Below are 24,608 nucleotides of genomic sequence, written 5' to 3' on the forward strand. Positions count from 1 at the left end.
GAATGTAAAATGTTTATTATATTTGGTACAAAAGGACGTGAAGTTAATGAAAAAACAGGACAATTTAATTGCCCAAAATGTTGTGCTCAGCAAAATATTGCCAGCGATCAAAAACAACATCGGTATACGCAAATAAAGATAGCTAAATATTTTACGCTTTTTTTTATTCCTATTTTTAGTTTTAAAACTTTAGGTCGATATATTAAATGTCAAGACTGTAATTCTGATTTTAATGATAGTGTTTTAACTTATATACCACCTACATTTGAACAGCAAGTGGCATCTTATGTCGAGCAAGAGTTAAAAAGCGGTACACCTATCACGATGGTTATAAATAAATTGAAAAGCCAAGGGCTAGATAATAATCAAGCAACTAGTGCTGTGAATAATATCGTTGGTGATGATATAGTGACTTGTCATCATTGCCATATGGATTTTCTTAAAGGCATTGAAAAATGTTCTTTATGTGAACAGTGTATTTAGTCATTAACCTGAATAATTAGAGGACTTATCATTGAATATTACGACATATGAAATCATGCTAGAACCAGCCGATAATAATAGACTTAATAGCCTTTGTGGTCCTCATGATGACAATATTAAACAACTTGAAAGTCGATTAGGTATTGAAATTAATCATCGAGGCAATCTATTTGCCATAACCGGTAATGCTATCTGTGTTAAAGCTGCAGAGGATATTTTACAGTCTCTTTATAAGCATACTAAAAGCAGAAATAAAATTGTAGAAATTGAATCTGAGCAAGTTCATTTAGCCATAAAAGAGTCAGGCGCACTGGAAAAAATAAGTGAACATCCACAACAAGTATACATTCATAACCAAGCAGGTAAATTGGTTATGATAAAAACTAAGCGTGGTGTTATAAAACCGCGAACCCCTAATCAAGCCCAATATATTGCGCATATATTGGATTACGATATCACTTTTGGTATTGGTCCAGCGGGAACAGGTAAAACTTATTTAGCTGTAGCTGCAGCTGTTGATGCGTTAGAAAAACAACAAGTTCGCCGAATTGTATTAACTCGCCCTGCCGTTGAAGCAGGTGAAAAACTTGGCTTTTTACCTGGCGATCTAAGTCAAAAAGTAGATCCTTACTTACGACCTCTTTATGATGCCTTATTTGAAATGCTCGGTTTTGAAAAAGTTGAAAAACTCATTGAGAAAAGCGTTATTGAAATTGCACCACTTGCTTATATGCGTGGACGCACACTTAACGATGCTTTTATTATTCTTGATGAAAGCCAAAATACGACTATTGAGCAAATGAAGATGTTTTTAACCCGTATTGGTTTTAATTCCAAAGCGGTAATAACGGGTGATGTAACCCAAATAGATCTTCCTCGCAATCAAAAATCTGGCTTGCGTCATGCTATAGAAGTATTAAGTAAAGTTGATGAAATAAGTTTCAACTTTTTTAATAGTGATGATGTGGTTCGTCATCCAGTCGTTGCCAGAATCGTTAATGCTTATCAAAAATGGGAAGAAGAACAGCAGCAGGCTACTAAAAGTGTTTAAAGGAGTATTACTATCCCTATCTCAAGTAACAAAAAGAAAGGCAATATTCGTGATCACTCGGCAGAAACCAATTTGTTTTTGCGACGAGCACTGTTTGCTTTTATTGTAATTATTTTATTATTATTAGTTTTACTTGTTAACTTAGCGGATCTTCAGATTGCTAATTTTAGTTATTACAGTACTAAATCTAATAATAATCGTATTGAAATTATTCCTATTCCACCTAGTCGTGGTATGATTTATGACCGTAATGGTACACCATTAGCCATTAACAATATCACTTATCAACTTAATATTATTCCTGATAAAGTCAAAAACCTGAATGAACAGTTTAATCAGTTAAAAGCTATTGTTGATTTAACTGATGAAGATATTGAAAACTTTCAAAAGGAACGCCGAAATTATAAAGCGCATCGTCCAGTCCCATTAAAAGATAATTTAACTCAACAACAGATAGCGCATTTTGTTGTTGATCAGCATCGTTTTCCTTATGTTTCCATTGTTGGGATACAACATCGTTATTATCCATATGGAGCATCATTAACTCATATTATTGGTTATATTTCCAAAATTAACAGCCAAGATAAACAACGTTTAGAAGAGGAAAACAAAAGTAGTAATTATGTCGCTACATTTAATATCGGTAAAATGGGAATTGAAAAATATTATGAAGATGTATTACATGGCATCCCAGGTTATGAAAAAGTAGAAGTTAATAGTCGAGGACGAATTGTCAATCAACTTAATCAACACCCACCTCAAGCCGGTGAGGATATCTATTTATCCATCAATCTTAAGTTACAACTTTATATAGAACAATTGTTAGCGGGCCGTAAAGCTGCGGTCGTCGCTATCGATCCTAATAATGGTGAAATTTTAGCCTTGGTTTCAAGCCCTACTTACGATTCTAACCCATTTGTAGGAGGGATATCGAGCGATAAATATAAAGCCTTACTTAACGATCCTAATAAGCCTCTTTATAACCGAGCATTACTTGGTTCATACCCACCTGCTTCAACGGTCAAACCTTATATTGCGATTGCTGCTTTAAGCGAAGGTGTTGTTACATCAAAAAGCGTAGTTAACGATCCCGGATGGTGGCAATTACCAGGAACCGAGCGACGTTATCGAGATTGGTTAAAATGGGGACATGGCAAAGTTGATGTATTAAGAGCAATTGAAGAATCCGTTGATACCTATTTTTATCAGGTTGCTTATGATATGGGCATTGATCGCTTAAATGCATGGATGACTAAATTTGGCTTTGGTGAAAGAACAGGAATTGATATTTCAACCAATGAAGAGAGCCGTGCTGTTATGCCAAGCCGTGAATGGAAAATACAACGCCATAAAAAATCTTGGCTACAAGGGGATACAATTCCTGTTGGTATTGGTCAAGGTTATTGGACCGCAACCCCAATACAAATGGCAAAAGCATTAACCATATTAATCAACAATGGTAAAACCTATACCCCGCACTTTTTATTATATAAAAAGAGCGACATTATAAATTCCAATGAGCAACAACCAATAATTAATCCTGAAAAATATGTAGAAAATAATAGTTTATCTGATGTTAATTCAAGTTATTGGGCACTTGCTAAAGAAGGTATGCATCGTGTTATGTTTGGTTCGCGAGGAACGGCTCGTAAAGTTTATGCTGATGCCAAATATCAAGCCGCAGGTAAATCGGGGACCGCACAAGTTTATGGGTTGAAAGTAGATGAAGTCTACAATGCCCATAAGATTCCTGAGCATTTACGTGATCATGCCTTGTTTGTTGCTTATGCACCTTATGATAAACCCCAAATTGCTTTGGCTATTGTGTTAGAAAATGGTGGAGGTGGAAGCTCAAACGGCGGTGCCGTGGCACGAAAAATATTAGATTTTTACCTTCTTGGTAATAATTCAACCGAGTTAGATGAATCATCACCAAATACAGGAACTGAAGATTAATTATGAGTAATATCAAAAAATCTTTTTGGCAAAAGATACATATTGATCCGCTATTTTTTCTATTTATTACCTTATTACTTGGCTACAGCCTCTATATTCTTTGGAGTGCAACCGGTCAAGATATCAATATGATTGAAAAACGCGTCATCCAAATTGTATTAGGTTTTATTGTGATGATTGTCTTTGCACAGTTTTCACCTAGAACATATGAAACATGGGCGCCAACACTGTATGTAATTTGTATTATCATATTACTGTTAGTGGATATTTTTGGGTATACCAGTAAAGGGGCACAGCGTTGGTTAGATTTGGGGATTTTACGCTTTCAACCTTCAGAAATAGCCAAAATAGCCGTGCCATTAATGGTGGCAAAATTCATTCATCGTGATGGTTGTCCACCACCACTAAAAACAACTTTACAGACATTGGCCATCATTGGTGTGCCTACCTTACTTGTAGCGATGCAACCTGACTTAGGTACGGCTATTTTAATTGTCATGTCTGGTATTTTTATTATTTTTTTAGCTGGGATCGATTGGCGTTTTATTCTGGTTGCTGTTGTTTTAATTGCTGCTTTTTTACCGATTATGTGGTTCTTCTTAATGCATGACTATCAGCGACTTCGAGTTTTAATGTTATTTAATCCTGAACTCGATCCTAGTGGTGCTGGTTATCATATCATCCAGTCGAAAATAGCAATTGGGTCGGGAGGGATCTGGGGTAAAGGTTGGCTTTGTGGCACTCAATCGCAATTAGAATTTTTACCTGAAAGACATACCGATTTTATTTTTTCGGTTATTGCAGAAGAATTTGGTTTTGTTGGCACAATCGTTCTACTTATTCTATTTTTATGTTTAATTATTCGTGGATTGATTATTGCTTCACAAGCTCAAACAACCTTTGGCAGAATCTTATCGGGTGGGCTAATTTTAGTCTTTTTTGTGTATGTGTTTATTAATATTGGTATGGTCAGTGGCATCTTACCAGTAGTTGGTGTACCATTACCGCTAATAAGTTATGGTGGCTCTTCTTTAGTCGTTTTAATGGCAAGTTTTGGCATTATGATGTCTATTCATACGCATCGATACATGTTATCTAAAAACATTTAACGGAATTCAAATAAATGAAAAAGAAATTTAAATTATCTTTCGCGTTTTTAGCACTCGCGATTTGTTCAACTGCGTCAGCTGAAATGGCTTTTCCTATTCCTGCTATTCCACAGTTAAATGCAGAGGCATATATTTTAATTGATGCCAAATCGGGTGAAATTTTAGCGCAATATAATGCGGAACAACAACGCGATCCAGCCAGTTTAACTAAAATGATGACCAGTTACGTTATCGGTCAAGCATTGCAATCTGGTCGTATAAAAAATGATGATATGGTTGTTGTAAGCAAAGATGCTTGGGCAACGGGTAACCCTGTACTAAAAGGGTCATCGTTAATGTTTTTAGAAGTGGGTAAAACCGTTTCAGTCGCTAATCTAAATAAAGGTATTATCATTCAATCTGGTAATGATGCCTGTATTGCCATGGCTGAACATGTTGCTGGTAGTCAAGGTGCTTTTGTTAATTTAATGAATGAATATGCTAAAAAAATTGGATTAGAGCATACCCATTTTGAAACTGTACATGGGCTTGATGCGCCAGGACAATATACAACAGCCAAAGATATGGCATTTTTAGGGCGAGCGTTAATTCGTGATCTACCCAATGAATACGCCATCTATAAAGAAAAAGAATTTACTTATAATCTCTCTAAACCGCAATTAAATCGTAACGGTTTACTTTGGGATACGACATTAAATGTTGATGGAATTAAAACTGGGCATACTAATGCAGCCGGTTATAATTTAGTGGCTTCTGCTGTAGATGGAAATACTCGTTTAATCTCAGCAGTATTAGGCGGTCGCACTTTTAAAGGTCGTGAAGAAGAAAGTAAAAAATTATTAGTTTGGGGATTCCGTTTTTTCGAAACGGCCAATCCTGTTAAAGCAGATAGTTCATTAGTGAATCAAACCATTTGGTATGGTGATCAAAATAAAATTTCATTAGGATCAATTGATGGTGCTTACGTTTCTGTACCAAAAGGACGCGCTGCCGATGTACAAGTACAATATACCATTGATAATTATATTTATGCGCCAATCACTAAAGGTACTCGTGTTGGTAAAATGCAATTTATATTAGATGACAAGGTAATTAATGAACAACCACTAGTTGCTTTACAAGATGTACAAGAAAGCGGCTTTTTTGGCACAATCTGTGATTGGATCGCTCTTCAGTTCAATAAGCTATTTAGTTAATTCTGATTGTTATTTAAAAAAGGGCTTATCAAAGCCCTTTTTTATGATGCTAATTTGTATTTTTATTAATTTTTAATCGCCTATTTTCATATATACTTGCTTTTTCTTACTTACTTTAATTCAACCTATCTAGCGAAATTCAACTGGATTTCTGTTACATAAATTACCTGCCATTATCTTCTCACTAGGTAATAACCAACAGATAAGCTTAACTGGTATAGATAGCCATAACCAAGCTGTTTAGTTGTCTTTGAGCTTATAATGAAAGAACGATAAATATCTTGTTAATATTCGAATGATTATTTTACTAAAACTCATTTATTAGGTTAGCAATCAGGTATCTTTTTATAGGTAACTTATTGATATTTTTAAATGTTATTTTAAAGTTAGTTGATGGCAGATAAACACTTTACTTTCTTTAATATTCAATTAAAACATAAATAAAAGTTGAAACGGTATAGACTCCTGAATAATTTTTACAAAACTTTCCAAATTCTTTTTTGTACAATTAATTTTCAAACCTTTCAAAAGGTAAATTAATGACAATAATAGAAAGTGGATAGCCAGAATGTAATCTAATCAACATTAGCTTTAAATAAAGCTAGTAATATTTACCTAAATGTGGTATAAAACGCGCGCTACTTTTTGTATTATATTTTTGAAAAGTTAATGCGAATAAGTAGCATTAAATTTAATTATTAATTAACGTTATAACACACACATATCATTACTCTTTGCCGGGGTGCCTTTTGCTAAGTACAAACAGGTCGGATAAAGCGGATATGTGGAGGCATAACCCCAACGTCAAAATGAGGAAATCATGACTACAGTATCAATGCGCGATATGTTACAAGCGGGTGTACACTTTGGACACCAAACTCGTTATTGGAACCCAAAAATGAAACCATTTATTTTTGGTGCTCGTAACAAAGTTCACATCATCAATCTTGAAAAAACAGTTCCTTTATTCAACGAAGCATTAGCTGAATTAAACAAGATTGCCGCTCGTAAAGGTAAAATTTTATTTGTTGGTACAAAGCGTGCAGCTAGCGAAGCGATCAAACAAGCGGCTGAAAGCTGTGGGCAATACTATGTAAATCACCGTTGGTTAGGTGGTATGTTGACTAACTGGAAAACAGTACGTCAATCAATCAAACGTCTAAAAGATTTAGAAACACAAGCTAGTGATGGTACATTTGACAAATTAACCAAAAAAGAAGCATTAATGCGTGCTCGTGAAATGGCTAAATTAGAAAATAGCTTGGGTGGAATTAAAAATATGGGTGGCTTACCCGATGTGATTTTTGTTATTGGTGCAGACCACGAACATATCGCTATCAAAGAAGCTAACAATTTAGGTATTCCAGTCATTGCTGTTGTTGATACTAACTCAGATCCTGATGGTGTTGATTACATCGTTCCTGGTAATGATGATGCGATTCGTGCAATTCAATTATATGCAAATGCAGTAGCTGAAGCAGTACGTTCTGGTCGTGAGCAAAACCAATCTCCAGTATCTGAAGAAAGCTTCGTTGAAGAAGCTCCAGCAGCTGAGTAATAAACTCAAATATTTTCAGGGTCGATAATAAATATCGACCCATTCTAATGACAATCATCACAATGGTTAACTAGAGGATTTAAAAATGGCTGAAATTACCGCTTCTATGGTAAAAGAACTGCGCGAAAGAACTGGCGCAGGTATGATGGAATGTAAAAAAGCATTAGTTGAAGCGAATGGCGATATCGATCTTGCTATCGACAACATGCGTAAATCAGGTCAAGCAAAAGCGGCTAAAAAAGCAGGTCGTGTTGCGGCTGAAGGTGTAATTATTTCTAAAATTGCTGCTGATAAAAAATCAGGTGTAATCTTAGAAATCAACTGTGAAACAGACTTTGTTGCTAAAGACGCTGGTTTCTTAGAATTTAGTGAAAAAGTTGCTACAGCAGCATTAAATGATGGCTTAACTGATCTTGCTGCATTACAAGCAAAATTTGAAGAAGAACGTACAGCTTTAGTTGCTAAAATCGGTGAAAACATCGGTATTCGTCGTGTTCAAGAAATTGCTGGTGACGTTGTTGGTAGTTATCAACATGGTGCCCGTATTGGTGTTTTAGTTGCTGCAAGCAGTGGCAGTGATGAAGAATTAGTTAAACATATTGCTATGCACATTGCTGCAAGCAAACCAGAATATGTTAGCCCAAGCGATGTTCCTGCTGATGTGGTTGAACATGAACGTAATATCCAAATTGATATCGCTATGCAATCTGGTAAACCACGTGAAATCGCTGAAAAAATGGTTGAAGGCCGTATGCGTAAATTCACTGGTGAAGTTTCACTTACTGGTCAACCATTCGTTATGGATCCAAGCAAAACAGTTGGTGATTTATTAGCAGAGAAAAAAGCGACAGTTGCTAAATTTATCCGCTTTGAAGTGGGTGAAGGCATCGAGAAAGTCGAAGTTGATTTTGCAGCCGAAGTTGCTGCGATGTCGAAACAATCTTAATTGTTTCATAAAAACCGCCGTTAAGGCGGTTTTGTTTATCTACAAAATATTTTAAAATTACTGTTAACAAGTATAGCTTGTCAGGTAATTAAGTATCGAAATAACGAATAGTGAGACTTCATATGGCAACCCCTTTCTACAAACGAATTTTACTTAAACTCAGTGGTGAAGCACTACAAGGCGACGAAGGTTTTGGTATCGATCCAACCGTTCTTGATCGTATGGCACGAGAAATTAAAGAACTGATTGAAATGAATGTTCAAGTTGCGGTCGTTATCGGAGGGGGAAATCTATTCCGAGGTGCGGGTCTTGCTAAAGCGGGAATGAACCGTGTTGTTGGTGATCATATGGGGATGTTGGCAACGGTAATGAATGGTCTTGCTATGCGTGATGCGTTGCACAGAATTGAAGTTAATGCGCGTTTAATGTCAGCCATTCCTTTAAATGGTGTATGTGATGATTATCGTTGGACTGAAGCGATTAGCTTGCTTCGTCATGGTAAAGTGGTTATTCTTTCTGCAGGTACTGGTAATCCATTTTTTACAACTGATTCTGCTGCATGTTTACGTGGTATTGAAATTGAAGCTGACGTAGTTTTAAAAGCGACTAAAGTTGACGGTGTTTACTCAGCCGATCCTGTTAAAGATCCAACAGCAACATTGTATAAAACGTTAAATTATGAAAAAGTATTAGATGACGAATTAAAAGTAATGGACTTAGCTGCCTTTACTTTAGCACGCGATCACAATTTACCTATTTGTGTATTTAATATGAACAAACCAGGTGCATTACGTCGAGTCATTTTAGGTGAACAAGAAGGAACATTAATTAATAATCAGGCAACAGTGAGCTGTTAGTCTTTTTTATTTCAATATAAGGTTTTTATTATGTTAAATGAGATTTTAAAAGAAGCGCAAACGCGCATGGAAAAAAGTATTGATGCGTTTCAAACTCATATTTCTAAAGTTAGAACAGGCCGTGCATCGCCAAGTTTATTAGATGGCATTATGGTTGAATATTATGGTAGCCCAACACCACTTCGTCAGTTAGCTAATGTGGTTGCGGAAGATGCCAGAACGTTAGCAATTACTGTTTTTGATAAATCATTAACGCCTCTAATTGAGAAAGCAATTTTAACTTCAGACTTAGGACTTAATCCAGCATCAGCAGGTACGGTAATTCGTGTACCATTGCCACCATTGACTGAAGAACGCCGTCGTGATTTAACGAAAATTGTGCGTAATGAAGCTGAACAAGGTCGTGTATCAATTCGTAATATTCGTCGTGATGCCAATGATCAAATTAAAGCATTGTTAAAAGACAAAGAAATTTCTGAAGATGATGAACGCAAATCACAAGATTTAATTCAAAAAGCAACCGATGCGGCAATTAAGAAATTAGATTCAGTACTTGCTGATAAAGAAAAAGAACTAATGGAATTTTAATCTCAAATTATAATTTTATTGCTAAGACGCTCAGTTTTTAACTGGGCGTTTTTTTTGGTATTTTTCAACTAAATTGATCATCTTTAACCATTATCTTGATTTTAAATTATCATAATTTAAGTATATAATGTTACTAAAATAACAATATTTGCCCATGTTTGTTATTTTTATAACATTGTTATTCATTTACATACAACAATATTTATATTAGACATCATTATTAACATAATTTAAGGATCCCATTATGAGTTATGCAAAGTATATTGATCATACTTTACTGGCGATGAATGCGACAGAAGATCAAATTCGTAAACTCTGTGATGAAGCGAAAGAATATCATTTTTATTCTGTTTGCGTTAATTCAGGCTATGTACCTTTAGTTGCAAGCTTATTAAAAGGCAGTGATGTAAAAGTTTGTTCAGTGGTTGGTTTTCCACTTGGCGCAATGTTAACTTCAGCTAAAGCGTTTGAAACTGAAATGGCAGTTAAAGCGGGTGCACAAGAAATTGATATGGTTATCAATGTTGGTTGGTTAAAAAGCAACGATTGGCAAGCCGTTAAAAATGATATTGAAGCTGTGTTTAACGCATGTGGTGATGTACCATTGAAAGTGATTTTAGAAACCTGCTTATTAAGCAAAGACGAAATTGTAAAAGTTTGCAATATCTGTAAAGAGATCGGTGTTGCTTTTGTTAAAACTTCAACAGGTTTTAGTGTGTCGGGTGCAACGGTTGAAGATGTTAAATTGATGCGTGAAACCGTCGGTGATAAAATGGGCGTTAAAGCTTCTGGCGGTATTCGCGATCGTGCAACAGCTGAAAAAATGGTTGAAGCTGGCGCAACACGATTAGGTGCAAGCGCAGGCATCGCTATCGTATCAGGTAACGGAACATCGTCAGGTAACTATTAATTTACCTTTAAGCTACCTTTATCAGGTAGCTTATTGCTGTTTATGGAATAGCAATGCAATCACAACCACAAAAAAGAGTAAATGCACTTATTGAACTCTTAAAAACGATGGATAAAATTCACTTAAAAGATGCTGCACAATTACTCGCTGTATCTGAAATGACAATTCGTCGTGATCTTAATCATTTATCAACCTCATTGACGGTTCTTGGTGGTTATATTGTTAATCAAGCTCGCCATTCTATCGCCACATATTTTGTATCCGATCAGCAAGATAAACAGGTGAAAGAAAAGCTTCATATTGCAAAACTGGTGAGCCAATTAGTAAGCGAAAATGATACAATCTTTTTCGATTGTGGCACAACTATGCCATTTATCATTGATGCAATTGATGATCAAATATCGTTTACCGCCATTTGCTATTCTTTCAATGCTTTTTTAGCATTACAACATAAACCCAATTGCAAAATTATTTTATGTGGGGGCAATTATCATATTAATAATGCCATATTTACCAGTATCAATCAGCATAACCAATTAGATACTATCTGCCCTAATAAAGCCTTTATTTCAGCTGCTGGCATTGATTTTACACAAGGTGTCACTTGTTATAATTTTGATGAACTTAGCATGAAGCACAAAGCAATACAAAAATCTTCTACGAATATTTTGATCGCCGACCATACTAAATTTAATCAAGTTAAGCCCGCTTTAATTGGCGATCTTAATTTATTTAATTTAGTTATCACTGATAGAGCGCCAAAATCGCAATATATCTCTTATTTTAAAGAAAATAACATTGGGTTAATGTATTAATTATGAAAAATATCACAATTTTAGGTTCAACGGGATCAATTGGTTGCAGTACCTTAGCCGTTATTCGGCAAAATCCGACTTTATATAAGGCTTATGCGCTAGTCGGTGGTAAAAATGTTGTCAAAATGACACAGCAATGCCAAGAATTTAAACCAAAATATGTGGCTATGGCTGATCAACATGCTGCAAGTGAACTTAAAGCCAATCTAATTAACTTAAATTTAGATATTGATGTTTTTTCTGGTGATGAAGCGATTTGTGATTTAGCTCAATTACCCGAAGTTGATCAGGTTATGGCTGCAATTGTTGGTGCTGCGGGGTTAAAACCGACGCTTGCTGCTATAAAAAAAGGTAAGTGTATTTTACTAGCCAATAAAGAATCGTTAGTCACTTGCGGTCATTTATTTATGCAGGCTGTTAAACGTTATGGCGCCCAGTTATTACCTGTTGATAGTGAGCATAATGCTATTTTTCAAAGTTTACCAGCATCAGTTCAACAAGATCTAGGTTTTGCCAAGTTAGCCGATCATGGTATTACTAAAATTGTATTAACCGGTTCGGGTGGTCCATTTCGAGATTTTCCTATTGATAAGTTGGCACTTGTCACGCCAGAACAAGCGGTTGCACATCCGAACTGGTCAATGGGTAAAAAAATTTCGGTTGATTCTGCAACCATGATGAATAAAGGACTTGAATACATTGAAGCACGCTGGTTATTTAATGCAAGTCCAGAAGAAATGGAGATTATTGTTCATCCTCAATCGATTATTCATTCAATGGTTCGTTATCAAGATGGTAGTGTGATTGCTGAATTAGGTGTACCTGATATGTGTACGCCGATTGCTTATTCGATGTCTTATCCTAAACGTATTAATTCGACTGTTCCAGCGTTAGATTTTACTAAAATAGCATCACTTACTTTTAATCAGCCTGATTTTGATCGTTATCCATGCTTAAAATTAGCCATTGATGCTTCTAATCAAGGTCAAGCCGCAACAACAGCATTGAATGCTGCTAATGAAATTGCTGTAGCTGCGTTTTTAGAAAATAAAATTGGTTTTATGGACATTGCTAAGCAGGTATCAAAGGTTTTAGAAAAGCTTACTTTTCCAGAGCCAACAACGATTGAAGACGTATTTGCTATTGATCTATGGGCAAGAGAAACCTGCTTAAAATTATAGTAATACGACCCAAAAGTTAAGATTAAGGCTCTTATGTTTCAATCTTAGAAATTATCGCTAGATAGATTATTTTGTGCTTGCTCAGTAAGTGCTTGCACAATAGCAGCTTTATGTACCTCATCACTATAATCTTGGCTCTGTTCTGGACTAATACCTAATTTTAAAAATAAAGCATTATCTTTATCGACTTGAGGATTGGATGTAGTTAATAACTTATCACCATAGAATATTGAATTAGCACCGGCTAAAAAAGCCAATGCTTGCATTTGCTCATTCATTTGTTCTCTTCCTGCTGATAAGCGTATATAAGATTTAGGCATCATAATACGAGCGACCGCAAGCATTCTAATAAAATCAAATGGTTCAATATCTTTTTCATTTGCTAACGGTGTTCCTTTAACTTTAACTAAATTATTAATAGGAACACTTTCGGGGTGTTGGTCTAAATTAGCAAGTTGAATCAATAAATTGGCTCGATCTTTTAATGTCTCACCCATACCCAAAATACCACCCGAGCAAATTTTAATACCGGCCTGTCTTACATAAGCCAATGTTTGTAAACGCTCACTGTAGGTACGAGTGGTAATTATTTGCTGGTAAAACTCAGGCGAAGTATCTAAATTATGATTGTAAAAATCTAAACCTGCATCGGCTAATGCGTAAGCTTGTAGCTGGGATAATAGTCCCAGAGTCATGCATGTTTCCATACCCAGAGCTTTAACGCCTTTTACCATCTCTAAGAGATAAGGCATATCTCGGTTTGTCGGATGTTTCCAAGCAGCGCCCATACAAAAGCGTGTAGCGCCTACAGCTTTGGCGGCTTTCGCTTCTTCAACTACTCTTTGTACTTCAAGTAATTTTTCTTTTTCTAAGCCAGTATCATGATGGATAGACTGAGGACAATATTTACAATCTTCAGGACAAGCACCTGTTTTTATTGATAACAGAGTAGAAACCTGTACTTTATTTGCATCAAAATATTGTCGATGTATGGTTTGTGCTTTGAAAATAAGATCATTGAAAGGTAATTGAAAAATATCCATTACTTCAGACAATACCCAGTCATGACGAATGGCATTTAATGACATAGAAAATCCTATTAAGAATCAACATAAATCTGTATGCATCATAATACATAATCTTATATTGTCAACTTTTTTGATTAAATATAGTTGACAATATAAGAGGATCATTAATGCCTTTTGTTATGCAAAAGTTGATTTAACTCAAAACAGATATCTTGCGCATAAAGCCGTTCATTAGCGAGTAAGTTGATACAAGGATCGTACAGCAAGCCTGCTAATATTTTTCTTTTTCTGTCATTTTGTTACGCTATTTGTTTGGCGTATAAAGTGGGATTATCGCTTATAAATGGTTGCAAAAATGCGCTATCAAGTAGTGCTGTTAATACTCTTTTAATGTTTTATGTACACGGCAAGGGCTGCCCATTGCAACCACATTACTTGGTATGTCACGATCAACAATGCTTCCTGCTGCAATAACACTGTTATCACCGATTGTTACATTAGGTAATACAATTACATTGCCACCAATCCAAACATTATTGCCAATCGTAATTGGCTTAGCAAATTCTAAGCCACTATTTCGAGTTTGGCTGTCAATTGGATGCCCTGAGGTATAAAAACCACAATTGGGTGCTACCAGCACATTATCACCAAATGAAATTTTGGCTGCATCTAACATGATACAGTTAAAGTTAGCGAAAAAATTTTCGCCAATTTCGATATTATAGCCATAATCACATTGAAACCCTGGCATGATAGTAAATTGTTGCCCTGTTTTTCCTAATAGTTTTTCAAAAAGACGTTGCCGTTGGTTTTCGGCTAATGGCGATAATTGATTAAGTTGAAAACAGATATCTTGTGCATAAAGCCGTTCCTTAGCAAGTAAATTGATACAAGGATCGTACAATAAACCTGCTAACATTTTTTCCTTTTCTGTCATTTTGTTATGCCATTTGTTTAGCACATAAAGCAGGGTTATCGCTTATAAATGATTGCAAAAATGCGCTATCAGGTAGTGCTGTTAATGCCCCTTTTTTGGTAGTGGCTAAGGCACCACAGGCACTGGCAATGGTCATCATACTTTCTAACATTAATTTATCTTCAGGCATTCCTGATGAAGCGATACTACTAAGTAAACCCGCAACAAAAGCATCCCCCGCACCTGTTGTATCAACGCTATTAACATGGTATGAATCAAAAGAGAATATTTTGCCTTGCCATAACACGATGCTACCATCTTTGCCTTTAGTGACCAGTTTTAGTGGTGCATTATAGTGTTGTTGCAATTTATTCAAGGCAATATGCCAATCATCGCTTTCAGTTAGCCAAAAAAGTTCTTCGTCTGATAATTTGAGGATATCGGCATCATGGCAAAATTGAGTAATGGTTGTGCGCATTTCATCTTTATTTTCCCACATTTGTTCACGAAGATTAATATCAAAACTGATTAAACCATTTTTAGCAGTGAGATTTTCAATAGCTGTTTTTAATGTTTTTCGACAGGTATGACCAACTAATGCTAAAGAGCAAAAATGTAATATGTCTTGATTGAAACTAGGAATTGCCTGTTCTGATAAAAATTGGTCAGCAGAGGGTGAAACTAAAAAGGTAAAACTTCGCTCACCATTATGCCCTAAATCTACCACCACTGTACTGGTTCTATGATGATCATCTTTTTCAAGACTCTGACAATCAACATTATATTCACTAAATGTCTTTTCCATAAAGTGACCAAATGGATCGTTACCCACACGACCAATAAAAGCGGAAGGTAGACCTAATTTTGATACACCAATTGCAACATTAGCAGGCGCACCGCCAGCACAAGCTTGATAATTCATATCACCAAATGGCAACAAATCGATAACAGCATCCCCAAGAGACCAAACTTTAGTATTATTCATTTTTTTACTCGATTATAGTTAGTTGCTACGGTAATTTAGCTTAGTATAAATATAAGTTATTGCCAAATTCCGTGAAATTAGCCATCTTTTATCTTTTTTACAAAATAGTTGATGTACAGTTTATTATGAGAATTAATAAAAATCTTTTTTTTAAAGTTAGACATAGACTAAATGATTTGCCAAAAAATTCATTGTTAACGTTAAAAATGTGTGACGTTCATCACAAATTTTATCTATTTTCTTAACAATAGTTAACGTTAACAATTAATTTAGAGTAGTATGCTTAATCATGATATGTCATACTGGATAAAAAAGGGAGGGGTTTTTTATGTCTACTGCCATTGATGAAGCTAATTTAGCTGTGAAAGAACTAGAAAAAGTGATGAATAAACAATATTATCCACATTTCCATCTAGCGCCACAATCTGGCTGGATGAATGATCCTAACGGTTTGATCTATTTTAAAGGTCAATATCATGCTTTTTACCAGCATCATCCTTATGATGAAAATTGGGGACCCATGCATTGGGGTCATGCTGTTAGCGATGACCTAGTGACATGGCGAAGGTTACCTATTGCTATCGCACCGGGTGATGAATGTGATAAAAGTGGCTGTTTTTCTGGTTCGGCCGTGGACAATAATGGCGAGTTATACTTAATCTATACCGGTCATATTTGGTTAGCAGGTCAAGGAAATGATGAAAAAATTTCTCAATCACAATGCTTAGCAACCAGTAAAGATGGGATCCATTTTAAAAAATATGGCACCATACTTGTACCAGAAAACGGTATTATGCATTTTCGAGATCCGAAAGTTTGGCTACAGGATGATACATGGTGGATGGTTGTTGGGCAACGTGATACAAATGATGTTGGACAAATCTTACTTTATCATTCAAAAGATCTAAAAAGTTGGACATTCGACCATGTTGTTGTAAGCAATATCGATCCTAATGTATACATGCTTGAATGTCCTGATTTTTTTAAGCTTGGTAATAAATGGGTTTTGATGTTTTCACCACAAGGCATGAAAGCTAAAGGCTATCAATATCGAAATCGTTTTCAATCTGGTTATATTGTTGGTGATTGGCAGCCAGGTAAAAAGTTTTCAATAATCAAACCATTTCAAGAAATGGATTTTGGTCATGATTTTTATGCACCACAATCGTTTCTCGCCGCTGATGGACGACGCATTGTATTTGCTTGGATGGATATGTGGGAATCGAGTATGCCAAGTAAACAAGATAAATGGATGGGTTCATTTACGCTTCCTCGTGAATTGATATTGGATAAAAACAATAATGTACGTAATCGCCCAATTAAAGAGCTGGTAGCGCTGCGTCAACAACCACAATCATTAAGTGAAATAATCCTTAATAATGAACTGAAAAATACCCATATTCAATCGATTAGTTGTGAACTCAATGTTGAGTTTGATTTATCACAAAGTACCGCAGAACGATTTGGTTTGCAGCTATCGGCAACCAAAAATGGTGAACAAGCAACATTGTTATATGTAGATTTGCAATCAAAACGTATTGTTCTTGATCGCAGTCTTTCAGGACTTGAGTTAAAAGGCTATCGTAGTGTGCCACTACCAAAAACAAAAAAACTATCATTACATGTTTATATTGATGCATCATCGGTTGAAGTATTTGTTAATAATGATTTGTATAGTCTTTCGAGTCGTATCTATCCTAAATTACCAGCAGAACGTAAGATAAATTTATTTGCGGAAAATGGTAGTGCCAAAATTACTCAACTTGACAGTTGGCAACTAAAATCTATTTATGCTTAAGGTGTACTTAAATTGACCGCTTGATAGCGGTCAATTCATTTATATTTGTTAATAATGATTTGTATAGTCTTTCCAGTCGTATCTATCCTAAATTACCAGCAGAACGTAAGATAAATTTATTTGCGGAAAATGGTAGTGCCAAAATTACTCAACTTGACAGTTGGCAACTAAAATCTATTTATACTTAATGTGTACTTAAATTGACCGCTTGATAGCGGTCGATTCATTTATATTTGTTAATAATGATTTGTATAGTCTTTCCAGTCGTATCTATCCTAAATTACCAGCAGAGCGTAAGATAAATTTATTTGCGGAAAATGGTAGTGCCAAAATTACTCAACTTGACAGTTGGCAACTAAAATCTATTTATGCTTAATGTGTATTTAAATTGACCGCTTGATAGCGGTTGATTCATTTATATTTGTTAATGATGATTTGTATAGTCTTTCCAGTCGTATCTATCCTAAATTACCTGCAGAGCGTAAGATAAATTAATTTGCGAAAAATGGTAGTGCCAAAATTACTCAACTTGACAGTTGGCAACTAAAATCTATTTATGCTTAATCTGTATTTAAATTGACCGCTTGATAGCGGTCAATTCATTTATGTTTATTACAAAGAGTTCCTTTCTAAATAAGGCGAAGCCACATAGCTGATTTCTGTTTCTGTTTGACCATTGATGATATGTAGCGCTGCTTGCTCGCCTATTTCATAATGCGGTAATTGAACCGTCGTCAGCGGTGGGAAAAATAGTTCGCCAGTGCCGACCATGTTGTCGTAACCTAATATGGCCACATCTTTGGGTATATGAAACCCTTGACCAAGTAAGTATTGGTAGGCAACAAAAGCAATGCGATCATTACCACAAATTAATACATCAAAATCTGGTGTGTTATTACAATGTTGTTTCAATATATCAATTGTCATCATATATTCTTGGGCGATATTATTTTCCAATATCGGCATATGATAACTGGTCATTTTTTTCAAATTTTTACCTGCATCAAGCCAAGCTTGTTCTGCACCCTTACGACGGGTTTTACCAGCTAATGTTTTTTCTGATAAATAGATGCATAACGGTTTCTTATAGCCTTTTTGTATCACTTGTTGCATCGCTTGGTATTGACCTGTGTAGTCATCGGGAATATAGCAAGCCAGTTTTTCACTGTCAGTAACACAATTCGCCAAAACAATATTTTTGCCAAGCAGCTTTTCTGGAAGATCAACTTTTCTAAGTCCCATTGTGGTGTAAATAATACCGTTAGGGCGATAGGATAAAAGAGTATTAATTGCATGGTCAGGATCTTTATCATCAAATAAATTAACAATAAAAGTATTCCAACCATGATTTTGGGCTGTTTTTTCTATAGCTTGTAATAACTCTACTGAAAATGGTGTCATTGCTGTTTCTAAGGCTAAAACACCAATAGCACAAGGGCCTGAGTTATCGCCACGAATTTTTCTGGCTGAGAGATCAGGGACATAATTAAGTTGCTCAATGGCTTGTTTGACGCGTTGATATGTCTGTTTATTTAATTTTTCAGGATTATTAATCGCACGAGAAACTGTCATCAGTGATACTGATGCCAATTTTGCCACATCCTTTAGTGAAGCCATAGTTAGATCCTTTTGCTCAATATAATAAAAATTGTTATCAATCATTGCCTAAATGTGATGATACCACAAAAATTAATGATAAAAAGTGTGAGCTAAGTAACAATTATGATAATCGATCGTATCTATTTTGTTTCAAATATGACAATAATGTTAACATTAACATGTTAACGTTAAACTTCAACAATAAAAGAGTTATAAACATGAATATGATGCAAAATAGAAATTATTGGTTCTCGTCAGGTTATCTTATTACTTTCTATGCCGCTTGGTCACTTTGGTGGTCTTTTTATGCTATTTGGTTAAAAAGTAAAATTGGCTTATCCGGTGAGCAACTTGGTATTGTTTATGCCGCTAACTCTGCTGCTGCTATGTGTTTTATGATTTTTTATGGCATTATTCAAGATAAATTACAGATAGGCAAAGCGGTAATTACCTTTCAAAGTATCGTTATGATTCTTATTGGACCGTTTTTAATTTATGTGTATGAACCGTTATTACGAAATGATTTTTTGTTAGGTGTCTGTATTGGTGCGCCAGTGTTAAGTGCTGGTTTTATTTCTGGATGCGCTTTGATTGACTCTTTTATTGAACGAATTAGTCGATTGTTTGGTTTTGAATTTGGTCCTGCGAGATTTTGGGGATCGTTTGGTTATGCTGCTGCAACTTTTGTAGCGGGTATTTTATTTGGTATCGATCCCCATATTAACTTTTGGATGGCATCTGGGATTGCGGCTATCTATTTTATAATCAATTTAGTTTATAAACCTAACCAAGAATTTTCTGCAAACAGTGAAACACAAGCAGTTATACAAAAGCCAACCATCCCAACTCTGAGTGAAATTCTTTCCCTATTTGGTATGAAAAAGTTTTGGTTATTTGTCTTTTTTATCATTGGTACTAATAGCTTTTATACTATTTATGATCAGCAACTGTTTCCAAATTTTTATACCAGTTTCTTTGATAAACCAGAGGAAGGCTATCAAGTCTATGGTTATTTAAATTCGTTCCAAGTATTTTTAGAAGCAGCTTGTATGATTTTAGCACCTTTCTTTATTAACAAAGTAGGAGCAAAAAAATCACTATTAGTGGCGGCCATGGTGATGATTTGCCGAATTTCATTATCAGCAACCTTAGATAATGTTTGTCTGATTTCGTTAGTTAAACTGTTTCATGCAATTGAAACACCACTATTTATCTTAGCTGTGTTCAAATACGTGGTAGGTAATTTTGATGAAAGATTGTCATCTACTTTGTATTTAGTCGGTTTTAATATTTCATCAAATATTGGTGTGATTGTTTTATCATGGTTAGTGGGTAAATTATTTGATAAAACAGGCTATTCAACTACATTTTATGTATTGGCAAGCATTGTGCTATTTATTTTGATAATTGCGATATTTACCTTAAGTGATGATAAAAAAACCAAACAACCATAATATTAAAACGTATGCAATGCGATGTTATTTTGTATCAAAATGGGAACAGTTGCTTTCCATTTTGATTATTAAATTAGGATAAATGAATACAAAACTTGCTTCCTGCATAAGTTTGCGAAACAATGTTAGCAATACTGTTTAATATAGGGACTTGTTGTGAACAATACAAAAATAGTTGTTAAGCCTGAATTATTATGGCAAACCATCCGACAAGAAGCATCCGAATTGGTTGAAAGTGAACCGATGCTTGCTAGTTATTTCCATGCTACTTTACTCAATCATGAAAATCTAGGCAGTGCTTTAAGTTATATTTTAGCGAATAAACTTTCAACGCAGGTTATGCCCGCTATTGAAATTCGTGAAATTGCTCGGCAAGCCTATCAAGCAGATGAAAATATTATTCAGTCGGCGATAAGTGATATTATAGCCGTTTATATTCGTGATCCCGCGACCAATCATTATTCAACCCCACTTCTGTATTATAAAGGTTTTTTATCATTACAAGCTTATCGAATCGCACATTGGCTTTGGCGGCAAAATCGCAAGTCTTTGGCGATTTTTTTGCAAAGTCAGATTGCAATAGTGTTTGGCGTTGATATTCACCCAGCGGCTAAGATTGGCTGTGGGGTAATGTTTGATCATGCAACGGGTATTGTCATTGGTGAAACCGTTGTTATTGAAAATGATGTCTCTATTTTACAATCAGTGACGTTAGGCGGTACGGGCAAAGAAAATGGTGATCGCCATCCTAAAATTCGTGAAGGGGTGATGATTGGTGCCCATTCGACTATTTTAGGTAATATTGAAATTGGAAAAGGGGCTAAAATTGGCGCAGGTTCCGTTGTTTTGGAATCTGTACCGAAACACACAACGGTTGCGGGCGTTCCTGCTAAAATTGTTGGTTGCCCTGATTGCGATAAACCTGCATTAAATATGGATCAAGATATTTAGTTTTATAAGGGGATTTGTATTCCGTTGCTGATTAACAACGGAATACATTAATTAAAAATTATGACTGGGTGTTTAGATTTACATCCATTGTAGGATATGGAATATTAATACCATTTTCGGTTAATCCATTTTTAATATTTTCAAGTAATTCAGCCTTAACTGGCCCGTAATTGGCATTTGTTGTCCAAACTAACACATTGAAATTCATTGATGAAGCATCTAGCTGATCCAAACGAATAGTCGGCTCTTTCTTTGTTAAAATATTGCTGGTTTTATCAACGGCTTGTTTTAACACTTGATAAACTTTTCGAATGTCAGAATCATACCCAACATTTACAACTAAATCTAAACGTCTTTCCGGTAATCTGGTATAGTTAATAATATTGGCACCCACTACCTGACTATTAGGTATTACTACTAATTCGTTGGTTGGCGTAACGATGGATGTTGAAAAAATTTGAATCGAATCAATAACCCCTTTTTGGTTATTAATAATCACGGTTTCCCCCACTTTGAACGGACGAAAAATAATTAAAATAACCCCAGCAGCAAAATTAGATAGTGAACCTTGTAGTGCCAAACCAACGGCTAAACCAGCTGCACCAATAATGGCAACAATTGATGCGGTTTGTACACCAAGTTGCCCCAACACCGCCACCAGAGTCATTACAATAATGGCATAATAGGATAGAGAACTTACAAATTTAACTACTGTTGGATCAACATGACGATTGGTTAATATTTTTCTGAGTTGACGAGCGACAAATCTAGCAATGGCTCGTCCAATGATAAAAATAAGAATGGCAAAGCAAAAATGAGCAATATAACTAAGTACTACACCATCATATTTTTCAATAATAGAAATGGCATTATTGATTAGATCTTCAAAATTCATTTAATTATCCTTATCAATGGGTAATAGACATTACGGGAAAATATCTAGTTACAAAACCAATTAAACGAGCTGTTTAGATAATAATGTCCAGCGAGTATCAAAATTAGTTGTAGGTAGATATTTAAAACCCGAACGAGAATAACGCACCATCATACCTTCACAAAATGCAAGTAATTGGCTAGCTAAAATGCGTTCATCTGTAGTAAACGCAACACCTTCACGAATCTTCCTTTCTCGTATAACTTGTTTTATCTGCGTTTCGATTCGCTCAAAGAGTTGACTAATGCGTTCTTGCAACTGTTCTTGTTCAAACATCAATGCATGGCCTGTCATAATTCTAGTTAATCCTGGGTTTTTTTCAGAAAAACCTAGAATTAATGCAAGGATAAGTTTTAATCGAGTAAAGGTATTCGGTTCATCTTGCATGATGATATTAATGCGGGACAGTAAGATATCTTCAATATAGACAATTAAACTTTCAAACATTTTGGTTTTACTTGGAAAATGTCTATACAGCGCCGCTTCAGAAACGCCTACCGTGGCTGCTAATTTGGCGGTAGTAATTCGCTGAGTCCCTTCATTAGATTCAAGCATTGTTGCTAATGCTTGTAAGATATCTTCTTTGCGATTTTTATTTTTGTTGTTCACAATCATTTTTTACCCGAATGCCCAAATCCACCTTCACCACGAGCTGATTCAGTAAATTCATCAACAATGTTAAATTCTGCTTGCACAACCGGTACGATAATTAGTTGAGCAATACGATCGCCGGCTTCAATAACAAAAGGTGTTTGGCTGCGGTTCCAAACCGGAACGAACAATTGACCTTGATAATCCGAATCAATTAAACCAACTAGATTACCAAGTACAATACCATTTTTTGAGCCTAAGCCAGAACGAGGCAGTACCAATGCTGCTAAGTTCGGATCGGCAATATGCATTGATAAACCGGTTGGGGTTAAAATGGTTTCACCTGGTTTAATTTCAGTCGTTTTATCAAACATGGCACGTAAATCAATACCAGCGGATCCTTCAGTTGCATACGTTGGTAGTGGAAATTCATTACCTAAACGTTTGTCTAATACTTTAATATCAATTTTTCTTTTCATCATGACTCGCTTTATATCGTGTTATCACCGCTTCAAGTAGCTGTGATGCTAATTGTTGTTTACTGCTTAATGGTAACGTTTGCTCACCATTTTGCCAATAAAGAGTTAATGCATTTTGTTCAGAATTAAACCCGATTGTTTGGTCTGAAACATCATTAGCACAGATCAAATCTAAGTTTTTTGTCGTTAATTTTTTCAGTGCGTAATCTTTGATATTATTGGTTTCTGCGGCAAACCCAACGACAAAAGGTCGATGATTCTTTAATGCCGCTACGCTTGCAACAATATCAGGATTTTTAACTAACTTTATGACTAGTTCATCATTATCATCAGTTTTTTTGATTTTTTGAGGGGCAATTGTTTTAGCATGATAGTCTGCAACCGCGGCACAAGCGATAAAAATTGTTGATTCTTGGGCATGACTTAATGCTGCTTCATACATCTGTTTAGCACTTTTTACATCAATACGATTGACATTATTTGGTGTATCTAGATGAACAGGACCACTAATTAAGGTCACTTTTGCACCCATTTGAGCTGCAACTTTGGCAATAGCAAAGCCCATTTTACCTGAGCTGTAGTTGCTAATATAACGTACAGGATCGATCTCTTCAATGGTTGGGCCTGCCGTAACCGTTATTGAGATCCCAGTAAGTGTTGATGTTGTGGCAAAATAATTCTCAATTTTTTCCACAATTGTTTGTGGTTCAAGCATACGGCCGGGGCCAACATCACCACAGGCCTGAAAGCCACTATCAGGCCCTAAAATTAAGGTATTTCTAGATTTTAGTACGGATAAATTATGCTGTGTCGCAGCCGCTTTATACATTTGTTGATTCATGGCTGGCGCGATGACTATTGGGGCGGGGGTTGCTAAACAGAGCGTTGATAATAAATCATCTGCAATGCCGTTAGCCATTTTAGCGATAATATTTGCTGTCGCAGGTGCAATTAATACTAAATCAGCCCATTTTGCCAATTCAATATGACTCATAGACAGTTCTGCCGATGGATCAAATAGATCATTGGATACCCGATTTCCAGAAACCGCTTGCAGTGTCATTGGCGTAACAAAGTGACTTGCCGAATCTGTCAGTACGACATGTACTTGTGCCCCTGCTTTTTTTAAATGACGGACAAGATCAGGACATTTATAAGCAGCAATGCCACCCGTTATCCCTAATAAAATATGTTTACCAGATAGACTCATGATCTTGCTATTC

Annotated in this window: 26 protein-coding genes; 17 read left to right on the forward strand and 9 right to left on the reverse strand. The window is 35.6% G+C overall.

From position 1 onward, the window contains the following. The first annotated feature begins 9 nt into the window (after positions 1-9). The 12 genes from H3T96_RS10840 (at position 10) to ispC (ending at position 12,650) form a co-directional block, all read left to right on the forward strand. The gene (locus tag H3T96_RS10840) at positions 10-483 is read left to right on the forward strand and encodes a zinc-ribbon domain-containing protein (protein ID WP_144092602.1); all 474 of its coding nucleotides are present in this window, start codon (positions 10-12) and stop codon (positions 481-483) included. Positions 484-514: 31 nt separating this feature from the next. Beyond that, positions 515-1,534, forward strand: a complete 1,020-nt coding sequence (locus H3T96_RS10845) for a PhoH family protein (RefSeq protein WP_086326511.1) — start codon at positions 515-517, stop codon at positions 1,532-1,534. 72 nt (positions 1,535-1,606) lie between these two features. Next, positions 1,607-3,490, forward strand: coding sequence for a penicillin-binding protein 2 (mrdA, locus tag H3T96_RS10850; RefSeq protein ID WP_216355835.1), 1,884 nt, complete (start codon positions 1,607-1,609; stop codon positions 3,488-3,490). Between the two features lie 2 nt (positions 3,491-3,492). Then, on the forward strand, positions 3,493-4,599 hold the full coding sequence (gene mrdB, locus H3T96_RS10855) for a peptidoglycan glycosyltransferase MrdB (protein WP_144092604.1): 1,107 nt from the start codon (positions 3,493-3,495) through the stop codon (positions 4,597-4,599). Between the two features lie 14 nt (positions 4,600-4,613). After that, a complete protein-coding gene (locus tag H3T96_RS10860; protein ID WP_144092606.1) occupies positions 4,614-5,795 on the forward strand; it encodes a serine hydrolase in 1,182 nt (393 codons plus the stop codon). Positions 5,796-6,615: 820 nt separating this feature from the next. Continuing rightward, on the forward strand, positions 6,616-7,353 hold the full coding sequence (gene rpsB / locus H3T96_RS10865; RefSeq protein ID WP_065738129.1) for a 30S ribosomal protein S2: 738 nt from the start codon (positions 6,616-6,618) through the stop codon (positions 7,351-7,353). Between the two features lie 85 nt (positions 7,354-7,438). Beyond that, positions 7,439-8,299 carry a translation elongation factor Ts gene (gene tsf / locus H3T96_RS10870; protein WP_144092608.1) on the forward strand — a complete coding sequence of 287 codons (861 nt, stop codon included), beginning with the start codon at positions 7,439-7,441 and terminating at the stop codon, positions 8,297-8,299. Between the two features lie 122 nt (positions 8,300-8,421). Further along, positions 8,422-9,156 (forward strand): UMP kinase, encoded by a 735-nt coding sequence (pyrH, locus tag H3T96_RS10875; RefSeq protein ID WP_086326127.1) that lies wholly within the window; start codon positions 8,422-8,424, stop codon positions 9,154-9,156. 30 nt (positions 9,157-9,186) lie between these two features. Continuing rightward, a complete protein-coding gene (gene frr / locus H3T96_RS10880) occupies positions 9,187-9,744 on the forward strand; it encodes a ribosome recycling factor (RefSeq protein ID WP_086308174.1) in 558 nt (185 codons plus the stop codon). 244 nt (positions 9,745-9,988) lie between these two features. Further along, positions 9,989-10,654, forward strand: coding sequence for a deoxyribose-phosphate aldolase (gene deoC, locus H3T96_RS10885; RefSeq protein WP_144092610.1), 666 nt, complete (start codon positions 9,989-9,991; stop codon positions 10,652-10,654). 53 nt (positions 10,655-10,707) lie between these two features. Beyond that, a complete protein-coding gene (deoR, locus tag H3T96_RS10890; protein ID WP_144092612.1) occupies positions 10,708-11,469 on the forward strand; it encodes a DNA-binding transcriptional repressor DeoR in 762 nt (253 codons plus the stop codon). Positions 11,470-11,471: 2 nt separating this feature from the next. Then, complete coding sequence (gene ispC / locus H3T96_RS10895; protein WP_144092614.1) at positions 11,472-12,650, forward strand: 1-deoxy-D-xylulose-5-phosphate reductoisomerase; 1,179 nt, start codon at positions 11,472-11,474, stop codon at positions 12,648-12,650. Between the two features lie 44 nt (positions 12,651-12,694). On the opposite strand, the gene bioB is transcribed toward ispC, so the two are convergent. From bioB to H3T96_RS10915, 4 genes are all read right to left on the reverse strand, one after another. Next, a complete protein-coding gene (bioB, locus tag H3T96_RS10900) occupies positions 12,695-13,738 on the reverse strand; it encodes a biotin synthase BioB (RefSeq protein ID WP_144092617.1) in 1,044 nt (347 codons plus the stop codon). Between the two features lie 104 nt (positions 13,739-13,842). Next, on the reverse strand, positions 13,843-13,956 hold the full coding sequence (locus tag H3T96_RS15095; protein ID WP_144092669.1) for a maltose acetyltransferase domain-containing protein: 114 nt from the start codon (positions 13,954-13,956) through the stop codon (positions 13,843-13,845). A gap of 98 nt (positions 13,957-14,054) precedes the next feature. Next, entirely contained in the window at positions 14,055-14,615 is a 561-nt protein-coding gene (locus H3T96_RS10910) for a sugar O-acetyltransferase (protein WP_086326122.1), read from the reverse strand. A 4-nt stretch (positions 14,616-14,619) separates the two neighbouring features. Beyond that, positions 14,620-15,579, reverse strand: a complete 960-nt coding sequence (locus H3T96_RS10915; RefSeq protein ID WP_086326121.1) for an aminoimidazole riboside kinase — start codon at positions 15,577-15,579, stop codon at positions 14,620-14,622. A gap of 328 nt (positions 15,580-15,907) precedes the next feature. On the opposite strand from H3T96_RS10915, the gene H3T96_RS10920 reads away from it, so the two are divergent. From H3T96_RS10920 to H3T96_RS15105, 3 genes are read left to right on the forward strand one after another with little or no spacing between them, the layout of a single operon-like run. Beyond that, positions 15,908-17,377 (forward strand): glycoside hydrolase family 32 protein, encoded by a 1,470-nt coding sequence (locus H3T96_RS10920; RefSeq protein ID WP_086326120.1) that lies wholly within the window; start codon positions 15,908-15,910, stop codon positions 17,375-17,377. A gap of 20 nt (positions 17,378-17,397) precedes the next feature. Next, the gene (locus H3T96_RS15100; RefSeq protein ID WP_370545733.1) at positions 17,398-17,565 is read left to right on the forward strand and encodes a GH32 C-terminal domain-containing protein; all 168 of its coding nucleotides are present in this window, start codon (positions 17,398-17,400) and stop codon (positions 17,563-17,565) included. 20 nt (positions 17,566-17,585) lie between these two features. Continuing rightward, the gene (locus H3T96_RS15105; RefSeq protein WP_370545734.1) at positions 17,586-17,753 is read left to right on the forward strand and encodes a GH32 C-terminal domain-containing protein; all 168 of its coding nucleotides are present in this window, start codon (positions 17,586-17,588) and stop codon (positions 17,751-17,753) included. A gap of 236 nt (positions 17,754-17,989) precedes the next feature. Here H3T96_RS15105 and H3T96_RS10935 read toward each other — a convergent pair whose 3' ends face one another. Then, a complete protein-coding gene (locus H3T96_RS10935; protein WP_086326119.1) occupies positions 17,990-18,994 on the reverse strand; it encodes a LacI family DNA-binding transcriptional regulator in 1,005 nt (334 codons plus the stop codon). A 200-nt stretch (positions 18,995-19,194) separates the two neighbouring features. Here H3T96_RS10935 and H3T96_RS10940 point away from each other — a divergent pair, with 200 nt between their 5' ends. Both H3T96_RS10940 and cysE read left to right on the forward strand, forming a co-directional pair. Continuing rightward, positions 19,195-20,430, forward strand: a complete 1,236-nt coding sequence (locus H3T96_RS10940) for an oligosaccharide MFS transporter (protein WP_198248649.1) — start codon at positions 19,195-19,197, stop codon at positions 20,428-20,430. A gap of 171 nt (positions 20,431-20,601) precedes the next feature. Beyond that, positions 20,602-21,381: a serine O-acetyltransferase gene (gene cysE, locus H3T96_RS10945; protein ID WP_198248651.1), complete on the forward strand. Its 780-nt coding sequence runs from the start codon at positions 20,602-20,604 to the stop codon at positions 21,379-21,381. Between the two features lie 58 nt (positions 21,382-21,439). Here cysE and H3T96_RS10950 read toward each other — a convergent pair whose 3' ends face one another. Genes H3T96_RS10950 through coaBC form a run of 4 tightly spaced genes read right to left on the reverse strand, consistent with a single transcriptional unit; the run spans position 21,440 to position 24,595 of the window. Then, positions 21,440-22,276 (reverse strand): mechanosensitive ion channel domain-containing protein, encoded by an 837-nt coding sequence (locus H3T96_RS10950; protein ID WP_086326117.1) that lies wholly within the window; start codon positions 22,274-22,276, stop codon positions 21,440-21,442. Between the two features lie 60 nt (positions 22,277-22,336). Beyond that, positions 22,337-22,924 (reverse strand): nucleoid occlusion factor SlmA, encoded by a 588-nt coding sequence (slmA, locus tag H3T96_RS10955; protein ID WP_253248242.1) that lies wholly within the window; start codon positions 22,922-22,924, stop codon positions 22,337-22,339. A 2-nt stretch (positions 22,925-22,926) separates the two neighbouring features. After that, on the reverse strand, positions 22,927-23,385 hold the full coding sequence (dut, locus tag H3T96_RS10960; protein WP_025316822.1) for a dUTP diphosphatase: 459 nt from the start codon (positions 23,383-23,385) through the stop codon (positions 22,927-22,929). Continuing rightward, positions 23,369-24,595, reverse strand: coding sequence for a bifunctional phosphopantothenoylcysteine decarboxylase/phosphopantothenate--cysteine ligase CoaBC (gene coaBC, locus H3T96_RS10965; RefSeq protein ID WP_144092619.1), 1,227 nt, complete (start codon positions 24,593-24,595; stop codon positions 23,369-23,371). The genes dut and coaBC overlap by 17 nt, the downstream gene beginning before the upstream one ends. Between the last annotated feature and the right edge of the window lie 13 nt (positions 24,596-24,608).

It is taken from the genome of Gilliamella sp. W8136 (genome assembly GCF_016101285.1).
Classification (GTDB): domain Bacteria; phylum Pseudomonadota; class Gammaproteobacteria; order Enterobacterales; family Orbaceae; genus Gilliamella; species Gilliamella apicola_N.

Bases quoted from the DNA above. Each gene is read 5' to 3' on its own strand.
- H3T96_RS10940 (WP_198248649.1), top strand. From the start codon at position 19,195: ATGAATATGATGCAAAATAGAAATTATTGGTTCTCGTCAGGTTATCTT.
- H3T96_RS10840 (WP_144092602.1), top strand. From the start codon at position 10: ATGTTTATTATATTTGGTACAAAAGGACGTGAAGTTAATGAAAAAACA.
- H3T96_RS10910 (WP_086326122.1), bottom strand. From the start codon at position 14,615: ATGACAGAAAAGGAAAAAATGTTAGCAGGTTTATTGTACGATCCTTGT.
- frr (WP_086308174.1), top strand. From the start codon at position 9,187: ATGTTAAATGAGATTTTAAAAGAAGCGCAAACGCGCATGGAAAAAAGT.
- H3T96_RS10915 (WP_086326121.1), bottom strand. From the start codon at position 15,579: ATGAATAATACTAAAGTTTGGTCTCTTGGGGATGCTGTTATCGATTTG.
- H3T96_RS10935 (WP_086326119.1), bottom strand. From the start codon at position 18,994: ATGGCTTCACTAAAGGATGTGGCAAAATTGGCATCAGTATCACTGATG.
- H3T96_RS10950 (WP_086326117.1), bottom strand. From the start codon at position 22,276: ATGAATTTTGAAGATCTAATCAATAATGCCATTTCTATTATTGAAAAA.
- deoR (WP_144092612.1), top strand. From the start codon at position 10,708: ATGCAATCACAACCACAAAAAAGAGTAAATGCACTTATTGAACTCTTA.
- deoC (WP_144092610.1), top strand. From the start codon at position 9,989: ATGAGTTATGCAAAGTATATTGATCATACTTTACTGGCGATGAATGCG.
- rpsB (WP_065738129.1), top strand. From the start codon at position 6,616: ATGACTACAGTATCAATGCGCGATATGTTACAAGCGGGTGTACACTTT.
- dut (WP_025316822.1), bottom strand. From the start codon at position 23,385: ATGAAAAGAAAAATTGATATTAAAGTATTAGACAAACGTTTAGGTAAT.
- tsf (WP_144092608.1), top strand. From the start codon at position 7,439: ATGGCTGAAATTACCGCTTCTATGGTAAAAGAACTGCGCGAAAGAACT.
- pyrH (WP_086326127.1), top strand. From the start codon at position 8,422: ATGGCAACCCCTTTCTACAAACGAATTTTACTTAAACTCAGTGGTGAA.
- coaBC (WP_144092619.1), bottom strand. From the start codon at position 24,595: ATGAGTCTATCTGGTAAACATATTTTATTAGGGATAACGGGTGGCATT.
- H3T96_RS10920 (WP_086326120.1), top strand. From the start codon at position 15,908: ATGTCTACTGCCATTGATGAAGCTAATTTAGCTGTGAAAGAACTAGAA.
- ispC (WP_144092614.1), top strand. From the start codon at position 11,472: ATGAAAAATATCACAATTTTAGGTTCAACGGGATCAATTGGTTGCAGT.
- H3T96_RS10860 (WP_144092606.1), top strand. From the start codon at position 4,614: ATGAAAAAGAAATTTAAATTATCTTTCGCGTTTTTAGCACTCGCGATT.
- mrdB (WP_144092604.1), top strand. From the start codon at position 3,493: ATGAGTAATATCAAAAAATCTTTTTGGCAAAAGATACATATTGATCCG.
- bioB (WP_144092617.1), bottom strand. From the start codon at position 13,738: ATGTCATTAAATGCCATTCGTCATGACTGGGTATTGTCTGAAGTAATG.